We start from the raw sequence: 12,869 nt of genomic DNA on the forward strand, positions 1-12,869 counted from the left end.
TCGAAATCTCATTAGACACTGGATCACCTTCCTTTCGTTCCGTTGACGTTACATTGAAGGTAGTCCGTTTTCGCCAGATTGCAAGGGCGACGGATATAGACTTTAGAACGTCAGGACGATCTTGCCGATGTGATCGCCGGCCTCCATCAGGCGATGCGCCTCGGCCACCTCGGCGAAGGGCACGATCGCATGCATGACCGGCGCAATGTCGCCGTCTTCCAAAAGCGGCCAGACATTGTCCTCGAGGTCGTCGCGGATCGCCTCCTTTTCGGGCGCCGTGCGCGGCCGCATGGCCGAGCCCATGATATGCAGGCGCTTGCCGAGAATTGCCGCGATGTTGGCTTTTTCGACAACGGCACCGCCGAGGAAGGCGATGATCGACAGGCGGCCATCCTTGGCAAGCGAGCCGATATTGCGATCGAAATAAGGCGCTCCGACCATGTCGAGGATGACGTCGACGCCTCGGCCACCGGTCTCTTCGAGGATCACCGCCTTGAAATCCTCGTCGCGATAGTTGATCGCCCGCTTGGCACCGAGCGAGACGCAGGCATCGCACTTGTCCTTGCTTCCCGCCGTGACAAACACCTCCGCGCCAAAGGCCCGGGCGAGTTGGATGGCGGTGGTGCCGATACCGCTCGATCCGCCGTGGATGAGGATCTTTTCGCCTTCCACCAGATCGGCCATCTGGAAGACGTTCGCCCAGACGGTGAAAAAGGTTTCCGGCAGGGCGGCGGCGCGGGCGGCGTCATAGCCTTTCGGCCAGGGCATGGCCTGCGTTGCCGGCAGCGCGCAGAATTCGGCATAACCGCCTCCGTTTGCCAAACCGCAAACCTTGTCGCCGACGATGAAGCCTTCCGCCCCCTCGCCCATCGCTACGATCTCGCCGGCAACCTCCAGCCCGAGGATCGGGCCCGCGCCCGGCGGCGGCGGATAATTGCCGAGGCGCTGCAGCACGTCCGGACGGTTGACGCCGGAGGCTTCGACACGAATGAGGATATCGCCGGGCTTGAGGTCCGGCAGCGGGCCTCGTGCCAGCACCATCTTTTCCCGCCCGCCGGGAGACGGAAGATCGACATAGGTCATTTCGGTGGGCAGGCTCACGGCATTCTCCTTGGATTTTCTCGTTGCCGAATATCTAACGCGACCGGCGAAAAGGGCAAAGCCATGTTTGCCTCCGGCATCGTTTAACCCTTGCGGCGAAATCTCAACGAAGCAGCCGATGCTGCGCCGCATCATGGCGAAATTGCGCTCGCTTAAGCGGTCCGAAAATTAAACTTCTTTAATTTGAAACGACGGAAAACCGGGCCTAGCTTCATCCTCGAAACCGGGAGACGCCGGCGGTTCCCCCAAACCGCGACGCGACGAACTCCGGACGGTTTCACGACGATCGGTCCCGATGACTGGACCATATCAAGGACGACACCCATGCGTGCTCTTCTGACTTCCCTTACCCTCATTTCCGCGATCTCCCTTTCGTCCGCCGCATTTGCGGCCAATACCGCAACCGGCACCGTCCGCGCCTTCGACGCCAAGACGCTGACGTTGAAGGACGGGACCAGCTATATGCTGCCTGCCAGCTTCAAGGATCCCGGCATCAAGGTCGGCGAAAAGGTAAAGGTCGCCTATGACATGATCGGCAAGAAACATCAGGCAACGGCGGTAACGCCAGCGCAGTGACACGCAGAGCGTCCGCATGAGCGTACCCGACCGCGGCCAGACGCTTCGGGATCATGCAAAGACGGGCTGAACCCCATGATGGAGTTCAGCCCGTTTTGTTTTGAAAGCGTCATCTTGGCAGCCTTCGCAGCAGAAGGTCTCGATACGTTCCTCTCGACCGGCCAAACTTTCCCAGATCCGCCCAATATTTTTATTGATTGATGGATCAATCAAAAATAAGCTGCGTGCAATAGGGAGTTTTCGAATGCCGAAGGTCGGGATGGAACCGGTGCGCCGGAAGGCGCTGGTGGATGCGACGTTGCGGGCCGTGGGCGATCATGGGTCGCTGACCGTCACCATGTCAGAAATCGCCCGCCATGCCGGCGTTTCGGCGGCGCTCGCGCATCATTATTTCGGCTCCAAGGAACAGCTCGTTCTTGAGACCATCCGCAGCCTGCTTCGGCAGTTGCGGGCCGATGCGGTCGCGGCGCTTCGCGATGCAGCGACCCCGCGGGAAAAACTGTCGGCGGTGATCCGGGTGAATTTCCAGGCGCATCAATTCGCGCCGGAGACGGTTGCCGCCTGGCTTGCGTTTTATTCGGAGGCCCAGCGCTCTGAAGAAACCCGCCGGCTGCTGGTCGTTTATGCTCGCCGGCTGCGCTCGAATTTCCTGGCAAGCCTGCGCGCGCTCTGCCCGCTTGCCGATGCCGCCCGGATCGCCGAAGGCGCCTCCGCGATGATCGATGGGCTCTACCTGCGGCAGGGCCTGAAATCCGCCCCCGTCAGCATCGACGCTTCGATCGCGCTGGTGGAAGACTATGTGACGGCGCATCTGCGGCTTGTTTCAAACCAAATCATTTCCATGCAGAAAACCAAAGGACCGACGCCGTGAGCGCGCAGAAGCCCAATATCCTCATCATCATGGTCGATCAGCTGAACGGGACGTTCTTCCCCGATGGCCCGGCCGACTTTCTGCACGCGCCGCACATCAAGGCGCTGGCCAAGCGGTCGGCGCGGTTCCGCAACAATTACACGTCCTCGCCTCTCTGTGCCCCTGCCCGCGCCTCGTTCATGGCCGGCCAGCTGCCGAGCCGCACGCAGGTCTATGACAATGCCGCCGAGTACATTTCCTCGATCCCGACCTATGCGCATCACCTTCGCCGCGCTGGCTATTACACGGCACTGTCGGGCAAGATGCATTTCGTCGGGCCGGACCAGTTGCACGGGTTCGAGGAACGTCTGACGACGGATATCTACCCAGCCGATTTCGGCTGGACGCCGGATTATCGCAAGCCGGGCGAGCGCATCGACTGGTGGTATCACAATCTCGGCTCCGTCACCGGCGCCGGCGTGGCCGAGATCACCAACCAGATGGAATATGACGACGAGGTGGCCTTCCTCGCCAACCAGAAGCTCTATCATCTGAGCCGCGAACATGGCGACGAGGCCCGCCGTCCGTGGGCGTTGACCGTGTCCTTCACACATCCGCACGACCCCTATGTCGCGCGCCGCAAATTCTGGGACCTCTACAACGACTGCGACCAGCTCCTGCCGGAGGTGGGCGATATTCCGCTGGCCGAACAGGACCCGCATTCGCAGCGCCTGATTCATGCCTGCGACTACCAGAACTTTTCCGTCACGGAAGAGAATGTTAAGCGCTCGCGCCAGGCCTATTTCGCCAATATTTCCTATCTCGATGAAAAGGTCGGCGAACTCGTCGATACGCTGACGCGCACCCGGATGCTCGACGACACGCTGATCCTGTTCTGCTCGGACCATGGCGACATGCTGGGTGAGCGTGGTCTCTGGTTTAAGATGAACTTCTTCGAGGGTTCGGCCCGCGTGCCGCTGATGGTCGCCGGCCCCGGCGTGGCGCCCGGCCTGCATCTGGCGCCGGTTTCCAATCTCGATGTCGCGCCGACGCTGTGCGACCTCGCCGGCATTTCCATGGACGAGATCATGCCGTGGACCGATGGCGAAAGCCTGGTGCCGGTGATCAACGGCGCCGAGCGCGTCGCCCCCGTCGTGATGGAATATGCGGCCGAGGGGTCCTATGCGCCGCTCGTCGGCATTCGCGAGGGCAAGTGGAAATATGTTCACTGCGCGCTCGATCCGGACCAACTCTACGATCTCGAAGCTGACCCGCAGGAACGGACCAACCTTGCCGGCGTGCCTGCTCATGCCTCGACGCTGCGCGCCTTCCAGGCGATGCGTGATAGCCGCTGGGACATGGAAGCCTTCGACGCGGCCGTGCGCGAAAGTCAGGCGCGCCGATGGGTGGTCTACGAGGCCCTGCGCAACGGCGCCTATTACCCATGGGACCACCAGCCGCTGCAAAAGGCATCCGAACGCTACATGCGCAACCATATGAACCTCGACAATCTCGAAGAGTCCAAACGCTTTCCGAGAGGGGAGTGACCATGTCGAAATCCCGCAAGACGGACGGTATGCGCAAGTCTGTTTATTCGAACGATTTTTTGGGCCCCTGCATGGACAGCCCCGCCGACGAGATCGTCGACAATGCATGGGACGCGGATACGCTCGCAAAGCGGATCAAGTTCGCACGGCAGGCGCTCGACCTGGATCTCGACGCACTGGACGCCTACAACCTCCTCGGCATCCACGCCGCCACCCATGCGGAACGGATCGCGCTCTTCCGCGAAGCTGTCAGGATCGGTGAGCGGCAGTTTGCGCCGTACATCGCGGAAACCGCCGGACAGGACGCTGAGGAGGCCGGGTGGTGGAGCTTCATAGGCACCCGGCCGTGGATGCGCGCACAGCACAATCTCGGCCTTGCCCTGCTCGAAGCCGGCGACCGGCAGGAGGCGATATCGGTCTTCCAGACGCTGCTGAAGCTCAACCCAAACGACAACCAGGGCATTCGCATGCTTCTGATGAGGATCGCGGCGGAGGACGGCGACTACGGCGCCTGTAAGCTGCTGTTTGTGGACTATCCCGACGACTGGTCACTGGACTTTATCGCGACGCGGCTGCTTGTCGATATCGCCACGCGCAAGAAGATCGACTTTGCCGCCCATTTCGCTGCGATCGGGGAGAACAATCGTTACCTCCTGCCGCTGCTTTCCACCGCCGCGAAGGCTGACCGATGGCCGCGCCCGCCGCAGACCGACATGATCACCTTCGGCAGCAAGGACGCCGCTGCGATCTATCTGGACGCTTTCAGAAAGGCCTGGCAGCGTCGCCCCACCTTACTCGAACAATTCCGTCAGGCCTACGAAGCCGACAGACCGAATGCCCTGAAAAAGGAAGCGCCATGAGAGCCCAACCCAAAGCCTCCCACTTCATCGATGGCGAATACGTCGAGGACATCGACGGTACCGTCTTCGAGAGCATCTATCCGGCGACCGGCGAAGTCATCGCCCGGCTGCATGCCGCGACGCCGGCCATCGTCGAGAAGGCGATCGCCAGCGCCAAACGCGCGCAGCGCGAGTGGGCCGCGATGAGCCCGACGGCGCGCGGTCGCATCCTCAAGCGCGCCGCCGACATCATGCGCGAACGTAATCGCGAACTTTCGGAGCTCGAGACGCTCGACACCGGCAAGCCCATCCAGGAAACTATCGTCGCCGACCCGACCTCCGGCGCAGATGCCTTCGAATTCTTCGGCGGCGTGGCGGCGGCGGCGCTGAATGGAGACTATATCCCGCTCGGCGGCGATTTCGCCTTTACCAAGCGCGTGCCGCTCGGCGTCTGCGTCGGCATCGGCGCCTGGAACTATCCGCAGCAGATCGCCTGCTGGAAGGGGGCGCCGGCCCTCATCGCCGGCAATTCCATGGTTTTCAAGCCGTCGGAAAACACGCCGCTCGGCGCCTTGAAGATCGCCGAGATCCTGATCGAGGCCGGCCTGCCGAAGGGGCTCTACAACGTCATTCAGGGCGATCGTTCGACCGGGCCGCTCTTGGTCAACCACAAGGACGTCGCCAAGGTGTCGCTGACCGGCTCGGTGGAGACCGGCCGCAAGGTGGCGGGTGCTGCCGCCGCCGGCCTCAAGCATGTGACCATGGAACTCGGCGGCAAGTCGCCGCTGATCGTCTTCGACGATGCCGACCTCGAAAGCGCCATCGGCGGCGCCATGCTCGGCAATTTTTATTCGACCGGCCAGGTCTGCTCGAACGGCACCCGTGTCTTCGTCCAGAAGGGCATCAAGGACCGGTTCCTCGCGCGCCTGAAGGAGCGCACCGAGGCGATCGTCATCGGTGATCCGATGGACGAGGCGACGCAGCTCGGCCCGATGGTGTCGCGCGCGCAGCTCGACAAGGTCTTCTCCTATATCGAAAAGGGCAAGGCGGAAGGCGCGACGCTCGTTACCGGCGGCGGCATTCCGAACAGCGTCTCGGCGCAAGGCACCTATATCCAGCCGACCGTCTTTGCCGATGTCACCGACGACATGACCATCGCGCGTGAGGAGATCTTCGGGCCTGTGATGTGCGTTCTTGATTTCGACAATGAGGAAGAGGTGATCGCGCGGGCGAATTCCAGCGAACTCGGCCTCTCCGCCGGCGTCTTCACATCCGACCTCACCCGCGCCCACCGCGTCGTTGACCAGTTGGAAGCCGGCACGCTCTGGATCAACACCTACAACCTCGCCCCGGTGGAAGTGCCCTTTGGCGGCTCGAAGCAATCGGGTTTCGGCCGGGAAAATTCGTTGGCGGCACTCAACCACTACACGGAGCTGAAGAGCGTCTATGTTGCGATGGGGAAGGTCGAGGCGCCTTACTAAATGCATTGAGGGATACCCCCTCACCAAGTTCGTCCAGCCAATCGCCTTCGGCTCTTGGGGACTTCCTATCCTCTCCCGCAAGGGGAGAGGTAGGGTGCCACAAGCTCAGTCTTGATCGAGGCAAGGCAGTGCCGCGAGTTTACCTCTCCCCTTGCGGGAGAGGATACGAAGGCCGGGTAAGCGCAGCGAACCCTTGGCCGAAGTTGGTGAGGGGTTCGATGCCACCCACCGAAGTTCATTTAGCGGTTCCGTAAAGAACCCAAGGGGAATTTCATGCAGGCAGATTACATCATCATCGGCTCCGGCTCTGCCGGATCGGCACTCGCATACCGCCTGTCCGAAGACGGGAAGAATACCGTGCTGGTGTTGGAGTATGGCGGATCGGATATCGGGCCGTTTATCCAGATGCCGGCGGCGCTGGCCTGGCCGATGAGCATGAGCCGCTACAACTGGGGTTATCTTTCCGAGCCCGAGCCGAACCTCAACAACCGGCGGATCACGGCCCCCCGGGGAAAAGTGATCGGCGGGTCGTCATCAATCAACGGCATGGTCTATGTGCGCGGCTCCGCCGAGGATTACGGCAAGTGGGAGGCCTCCGGCGCGCAAGGATGGGGTTATGCGGATGTGCTGCCCTATTTCAAGCGCATGGAAAATTCCACGGGCGGCGAAGAGGGCTGGCGCGGTTCCGACGGGCCGATGCATGTGCGGCGCGGCTCGTTCAAAAACCCGCTGTTTCGGGCTTTCGTCGAGGCGGGCCACCAGGCCGGCTTCGAAATGACCGACGACTATAACGGTTCCAAGCAGGAAGGTTTCGGCCTGATGGAGCAGACGGTCTACAACGGCCGGCGCTGGTCGACGGCATCGGCTTACCTGCGCCCTGCCCTGAAGCGCCCGAACGTCCGACTGCTGCGCTGCTTTGCACGCAAGGTGGTGATCGAGAACGGCCGCGCCGTCGGCGTCGAGATCGAGCGGACTGGTCGGATCGAGGTGGTGAAGGCCAACCGCGAGGTCATCGTCTCCGCTTCCTCGTTCAATTCGCCGAAACTGCTGATGCTGTCGGGTATCGGCCCGGGGGCGCACCTGAAAGACATGGGCATCGAGGTGAAGGTCGACCGGCCGGGTGTCGGCGCCAATCTGCAGGACCATATGGAATTCTATTTCCAGCAGGTTTCGTTGAAGCCCGTCTCGCTCTATTCCTGGCTGCCCTGGTTCTGGCAAGGCGTTGCCGGCGCGCAATGGCTGTTCACCAAGTCGGGGCTCGGCATTTCCAACCAGTTTGAATCCTGCGCCTTCCTGCGCTCGGCACCGGGCGTGCGCCAGCCGGACATCCAGTATCACTTCCTACCGGTCGCCATTTCCTACGATGGTAAGGCGGCAGCGAAGAGCCATGGTTTCCAGGTCCATGTCGGCTACAACCACTCGAAATCGCGCGGCGATGTGACGCTTCGCTCGCCGGACGCGAAGGCCGATCCGGTGATCAGGTTCAACTATATGAGCCATCCGGAAGACTGGGAAAAATTCCGCCACTGCGTGCGCCTCACCCGCGAGATCTTCGGGCAGAAGGCCTTCGACCCGTATCGCGGTCCGGAAATCCAACCGGGCGAAGCGGTGCAGACCGACGACCAGATCGACGCCTTCCTGCGCGAGCACCTGGAAAGCGCCTATCATCCCTGCGGCACCTGCCGGATGGGCGACAAGAACGATCCGATGGCGGTCGTCGATCCGCAGACCCGCGTCATCGGCGTTGACGGCCTGCGTGTCGCCGACAGTTCGATCTTCCCGCATGTGACCTACGGCAACCTCAACGGCCCCTCGATCATGACCGGCGAAAAGGCCGCCGATCATATCCTCGGCAAGGGCATGCTGGCGCGCAGCAATCAGGAGCCCTGGATCAACCCGCGCTGGGAGACGAGCGATCGGTAAGGCCAAGGAGACTGATGAAGGGAACCCATAGGAATTCTATCATCGGTCCTTCGTATAGGGCTCAGTGGTAATCCTCTTCGCGCTGATGGCGGACGGCCAGAATGGTGATCGTTTCGGCATCTTCGATTTCGAAGAGCGCGACATAGCCCGACGATCCGAAGGGGATGACCAATTCGCGCAAGAAGGTGTTATCCGCATCTGCCTTGCGGGCGGAAAATGGAAAGTCCACGAGAGCGGCCAACGCCTTTCGAATGGCCGTCGTCGCGCGACCGGCAATTTCGACATCGAACGCCAAAAGATAATCGTAATGTCTGTCAAGATCATCCAGCGCCTGCTTGGAGAACCGAAGACTGTAACTCATTTGCCCTGCTTCAGTTTAGCCGCCGCAAGTTTGTTTTCCAGGTGAGCCAGCACCTCTTCGGCGCTGTAGTAAATTCCGGTGCGCTTGGCCTCTTCGCGGGATGCAAGGCCGCGGGCGATAAATTCAGCCTGTGTTTTTCGATAATGAACCTGCGCCTTGACGGCATTTTCCACGAAGGCGGACAGTGTCTCGCCCTTTTGCAGCACGCCTTCGGCGGCGGCTCTCAATTCAGGATCGACCCTGAGCGAAGGAAGTGTCGCAGTTTTCATAACCGTGCCTCGCGCGTTGCAATTGCGATGCACGATATCAAAAACAGGCGACCGTTTCAACGAAACAGCGCAACCCGCTCGCTACGCGGATCACAATGAAAGACGCACAGATAAACTACAAAAATTATAGATTTAGGCATAAATCGCGCCTTTTCACCCACTATTCTGCGATTTTTGCCGTGCGGAGAGATATTTGCTCTGATCCGCTGACATTAGAAATCCGTTTTTCTGTCTTTTGTCACACATGACTGCGATATTCCGGCATACGAAAATCAGGATATCCTCCCCATGACATCCGCATCGCTTGAAAACCGCGCCCAAGCGCTCAACAGCCAACTCGAAAGCCTCGATCTTTCCGGTCGGCTGGCGCTCGTTGCGTCGCTTGAGGGAAAATCGGTTTTCACCACCAGCCTTGGCATCGAGGATCAGGTCATTACCGCCGCGATCGGTATCGGCAAGTTCGGCATCGACGTCTCGACGCTGGAAACCGGCCGCCTGTTCAACGAGACAGTGGCGCTGATCGACAAGACCGAAGAGACCTACGGCATTCTCATCAAGCGCTTTTACCCCGAGCAGGACGATATCGATGCCTACGCCGCAAAATACGGCATGAACGGCTTCTACGACAGCGTCGAAGCCAGGCATGCCTGTTGTGGCGCGCGCAAGGTAAAGCCCCTTGCGCGCGCACTCGAAGGGGCAACCTTCTGGATCACCGGCCTGCGTCGCGGCCAGTCGGGCAATCGCGCCGACACGCCGTTCGCCGAGGCTGATCTCGACCGTGGCCTGATCAAGATCAATCCGCTTGCGGACTGGGACATCGAGACGATCCACGCCCATGTCGCGGCGGAAGAAATTCCGGTCAATCCGTTGCATGCGCGCGGTTACCCTTCGATCGGCTGCGAGCCCTGCACCCGCGCCATCAAGCCGGGCGAGCCCGAACGGGCCGGCCGCTGGTGGTGGGAAAATGACGAGAAGCGCGAATGCGGCCTGCATGTGCCGGAAACCGCTGCCTCGGCCCTTCCGCAATCTTCCATTCTGGCAAGCAGCATTGCGCGTTGATCCGCGCGGACTGCCCGCCAACCAGACCTTCTCCCGGAGACTTGAAATGCCCAGTACCCTTCCGGAAACGGAACTGCATAATCCCCAGTCGGCCAAGACGCCGCTCGATCCGCATCTGAAGGCGCTCGAAAACGAAGCGATCCACATCTTCCGCGAAGTGGCCGCCGAGTTCGACAAGCCGGTCATGCTCTATTCGATCGGCAAGGACTCCTCCGTCCTCCTGCATCTCGCCCGCAAGGCCTTCTATCCCGGCCGCGTGCCCTTCCCGCTGCTGCACGTCAACACGGGCTGGAAATTCCCGGAGATGATCACGTTCCGAGACGAGATCGCCAAGCGCTATGATCTCGACCTGATCGAGCACAAGAACCCGCGCGGCGCGACTGAAAACATCACGCCGTTCACCCACGGTTCGGCGCTCTATACGGACATCATGAAGACCGAGGCGCTGCGCCAGGCGCTCGACGCCGGCAAGTATGACGCGGCCTTTGGCGGCGCGCGGCGCGACGAGGAAGCCAGCCGTGCCAAGGAGCGCATCTATTCGTTCCGCACGCCGGACCACAAATGGGATCCGCGCAACCAGCGCCCGGAACTCTGGAACGTCTATAACGGCATGATCCGCCGCGGCGAAAGCGTGCGCGCCTTCCCGCTGTCGAACTGGACCGAAGTCGATATCTGGCGTTACATCCAGGCGGAAGACATTCCGCTGGTGCCGCTCTACTACGCCGCCAAGCGGAAATTCGTCGAGCGCGACGGCATGCTGGTCTGGGCCGAGGATCGCCGCTTCGAGCCGCTGCCGGGCGAAATGGTCCAGGAAGACGACATCCGCTTCCGCACGCTCGGCTGCTGGCCGCTGACGGGCGCCATCCGCTCGCAGGCCAAGACGCTCGACGAAGTCATCGCCGAACTCGAAATTGCAACCGTGTCCGAGCGTCAGGGCCGGGCCATCGACCGCGACCAGTCCGGCTCGATGGAAAAGAAGAAGCGTGAAGGATATTTCTGAGATGACCGCAAGCGTAACAGCACTCGCCGCCTCCGTGGCAACCGCCCTGCCGGACGCCCGGACCGCCGTCGTCTCCCGCGATACGCGGCCCTTGCGCCTTATTACCTGCGGCTCGGTGGACGACGGCAAGTCGACCCTGATCGGCCGCCTGCTCTGGGACACCAAGGCCGTCAAGGAAGACCAGGCGGCGACCCTGCGACGTGACTCAGGCAAGCAGAACGATCTCGGCCTGCCTGATTTCGCGCTGCTGCTCGATGGCCTCCAGGCCGAGCGCGAACAGGGCATCACCATCGATGTCGCCTATCGCTATTTCGCCACCGACAAGCGCTCCTTCATCGTCGCCGACACGCCCGGTCACGAGCAGTATACCCGCAACATGGCTACCGGCGCCTCGACCGCCGATCTCGCCGTGCTGCTGGTCGACGCCCGCACCGGCCTGCTCGAGCAGACCCGCCGCCATGCGACCATCGCCTCGCTGATGGGCATCAAGCAGTTTGTCCTCGCCGTCAACAAGTTCGACCTCGTCGGCTATGACCGTGCCCGTTTCGAGCAGATCACCCACGACTTCCGCGAACTGGCGCTGTCGCTCGGTGTTCGCCAGATCACCGCCATCCCGATGTCGGCGCTGAAGGGCGAAAACGTCGTCTATGACGGCAAGGCCTCGATGCCCTGGTATGATGGCCAGACACTGGTCGAAGCGCTGGAACTGGCGACTGTTCGCTCGACCCAGACCGTCGGCTTCCGCCTGCCGGTGCAGCGCGTCTCGCGTCCGGGCGAAAGCTTCCGTGGCTATCAGGGTACGGTTGCCGGCGGCTCGGTCAAGCCTGGCGACTCGGTCGTCATCCTGCCGTCCGGCATGGTCGCCAATGTCGCCAAGATCATCACCTTCGACCTCGTGCGCAACGCCGCCGTTTCGGGCGATGCGATCACGCTGGTTCTCGACCGCCAGGTCGATGTCGCGCGTGGCGACATGATCGTCTCGATCGACAGCCAGCCGCAGGTCGGCCTCGATTTCGACGCCCAGCTCGTCTCGCTGCAGCCGGAGGGCATCCAGCCCGGCCGCCGCTACTGGCTGAAAAGCGGCGCGCGCCGCCAGCGCGTCAGCGTCAATCCGGTGAGCCAGCTCGACCTGAAGACCGGCAGCTGGAGCCCGCAGGACGGCGCTCTGGCGATGAACGCGATCGGCAAGGTTCACCTGTCCTTCGACGAACAGGCTGTGTTCGACGCCTACGACCAGAACCGCACGACCGGCGCCTTCATCCTGATCGATGCCGACACCCACAACACGGTCGCCGGCGGCATGATTACCGCCAAGCGCTCGACACTGACCGGCATCCGCTCGGAAGAAGCGCGTGTTCTCCTCTCACTGCCGGCCGACCTTGCCGACCAGCTGATGGCAACCGAACTCTTCTCCCGCCGCCGCGACGAAACCGAAGTGCGCCGCATGACCTCGACCGAGGCCGCGGACATCTTCAAGGACGCCGCGATCGACATCTGAATGGATGTGCAAGGCTGTAGTTATGGGAAAGGGGCCATTTGGCCCCTTTTTCTTTCTGGCAAAGGGTTTCTCCTGGACGGACGTCAGCCTACGTCCGACCGCCCTCGATGATCGCCTTCAATCTTGCCAGGTCATCCGCCTTCAGCGTGTCCGGCTCAATCTTGTGGATCGGCCGGAACCAGGCGGCGGCCTCTTGCAGCGGCGCGGCATAGGGCGGCGGATAGAAGCCGAGGCCGAGCACCCATTCGCGCACCGTTTCCCGTTCCATCCGGCCCGCTCTGTAGCGATCGTGAATGCTGGTGACGGAGGCGATGAGATCGTCGATCTTCTTCAAAGAGAGGTCCTTATGAAGCCAGTGGCGCGAC

At 61.7% G+C, this 12,869-nt stretch carries 14 protein-coding genes; 10 read left to right on the forward strand and 4 right to left on the reverse strand.

Features of this window, described 5'->3' with window-relative positions; translation table 11 throughout:
- Positions 1-102: 102 nt before the first annotated feature.
- Complete coding sequence (locus ACST81_RS18210) at positions 103-1,101, reverse strand: NAD(P)H-quinone oxidoreductase (protein WP_438749637.1); 999 nt, start codon at positions 1,099-1,101, stop codon at positions 103-105.
- Between the two features lie 324 nt (positions 1,102-1,425).
- Between ACST81_RS18210 and ACST81_RS18215 the strand changes: the two genes are divergently transcribed.
- The 7 genes from ACST81_RS18215 (at position 1,426) to betA (ending at position 8,317) form a co-directional block, all read left to right on the forward strand.
- Positions 1,426-1,677, forward strand: a complete 252-nt coding sequence (locus ACST81_RS18215; RefSeq protein ID WP_438749638.1) for a DUF1344 domain-containing protein — start codon at positions 1,426-1,428, stop codon at positions 1,675-1,677.
- Positions 1,678-1,752: 75 nt separating this feature from the next.
- Positions 1,753-1,878 carry a hypothetical protein gene (locus tag ACST81_RS18220; protein ID WP_438749639.1) on the forward strand — a complete coding sequence of 42 codons (126 nt, stop codon included), beginning with the start codon at positions 1,753-1,755 and terminating at the stop codon, positions 1,876-1,878.
- Positions 1,879-1,921: 43 nt separating this feature from the next.
- Entirely contained in the window at positions 1,922-2,548 is a 627-nt protein-coding gene (betI, locus tag ACST81_RS18225) for a transcriptional regulator BetI (protein WP_438749640.1), read from the forward strand.
- Positions 2,545-4,074 carry a choline-sulfatase gene (betC, locus tag ACST81_RS18230; RefSeq protein WP_438749641.1) on the forward strand — a complete coding sequence of 510 codons (1,530 nt, stop codon included), beginning with the start codon at positions 2,545-2,547 and terminating at the stop codon, positions 4,072-4,074. Before betI ends, betC begins: the two co-directional genes overlap by 4 nt.
- Before the next feature lie 2 nt (positions 4,075-4,076).
- Positions 4,077-4,934 carry a tetratricopeptide repeat protein gene (locus ACST81_RS18235; protein ID WP_438749642.1) on the forward strand — a complete coding sequence of 286 codons (858 nt, stop codon included), beginning with the start codon at positions 4,077-4,079 and terminating at the stop codon, positions 4,932-4,934.
- On the forward strand, positions 4,931-6,394 hold the full coding sequence (betB, locus tag ACST81_RS18240; RefSeq protein WP_438749643.1) for a betaine-aldehyde dehydrogenase: 1,464 nt from the start codon (positions 4,931-4,933) through the stop codon (positions 6,392-6,394). Before ACST81_RS18235 ends, betB begins: the two co-directional genes overlap by 4 nt.
- 273 nt (positions 6,395-6,667) lie before the next feature.
- Positions 6,668-8,317: a choline dehydrogenase gene (gene betA / locus ACST81_RS18245; protein ID WP_438749644.1), complete on the forward strand. Its 1,650-nt coding sequence runs from the start codon at positions 6,668-6,670 to the stop codon at positions 8,315-8,317.
- A 61-nt stretch (positions 8,318-8,378) separates the two neighbouring features.
- Here betA and ACST81_RS18250 read toward each other — a convergent pair whose 3' ends face one another.
- Both ACST81_RS18250 and ACST81_RS18255 read right to left on the reverse strand, forming a co-directional pair.
- A complete protein-coding gene (locus tag ACST81_RS18250) occupies positions 8,379-8,678 on the reverse strand; it encodes a type II toxin-antitoxin system RelE/ParE family toxin (RefSeq protein WP_438749646.1) in 300 nt (99 codons plus the stop codon).
- The gene (locus ACST81_RS18255; protein ID WP_438749647.1) at positions 8,675-8,947 is read right to left on the reverse strand and encodes a YlcI/YnfO family protein; all 273 of its coding nucleotides are present in this window, start codon (positions 8,945-8,947) and stop codon (positions 8,675-8,677) included. The genes ACST81_RS18250 and ACST81_RS18255 overlap by 4 nt, the downstream gene beginning before the upstream one ends.
- Positions 8,948-9,235: 288 nt before the next feature.
- Here ACST81_RS18255 and ACST81_RS18260 point away from each other — a divergent pair, with 288 nt between their 5' ends.
- The 3 genes from ACST81_RS18260 to cysN are packed head-to-tail and all read left to right on the forward strand — an operon-like array spanning position 9,236 to position 12,504.
- On the forward strand, positions 9,236-10,006 hold the full coding sequence (locus ACST81_RS18260) for a phosphoadenylyl-sulfate reductase (RefSeq protein ID WP_438749648.1): 771 nt from the start codon (positions 9,236-9,238) through the stop codon (positions 10,004-10,006).
- A gap of 46 nt (positions 10,007-10,052) precedes the next feature.
- Positions 10,053-11,006, forward strand: a complete 954-nt coding sequence (cysD, locus tag ACST81_RS18265; RefSeq protein WP_438749649.1) for a sulfate adenylyltransferase subunit CysD — start codon at positions 10,053-10,055, stop codon at positions 11,004-11,006.
- Between the two features lies 1 nt (position 11,007).
- The gene (gene cysN, locus ACST81_RS18270; RefSeq protein ID WP_438749651.1) at positions 11,008-12,504 is read left to right on the forward strand and encodes a sulfate adenylyltransferase subunit CysN; all 1,497 of its coding nucleotides are present in this window, start codon (positions 11,008-11,010) and stop codon (positions 12,502-12,504) included.
- An 88-nt stretch (positions 12,505-12,592) separates the two neighbouring features.
- Here cysN and ACST81_RS18275 read toward each other — a convergent pair whose 3' ends face one another.
- Positions 12,593-12,838: a hypothetical protein gene (locus ACST81_RS18275; protein WP_438749652.1), complete on the reverse strand. Its 246-nt coding sequence runs from the start codon at positions 12,836-12,838 to the stop codon at positions 12,593-12,595.
- Positions 12,839-12,869: the final 31 nt, after the last annotated feature.

The sequence above is a fragment of the Pararhizobium sp. O133 genome (assembly GCF_051669845.1).
Classification (GTDB): domain Bacteria; phylum Pseudomonadota; class Alphaproteobacteria; order Rhizobiales; family Rhizobiaceae; genus Pararhizobium.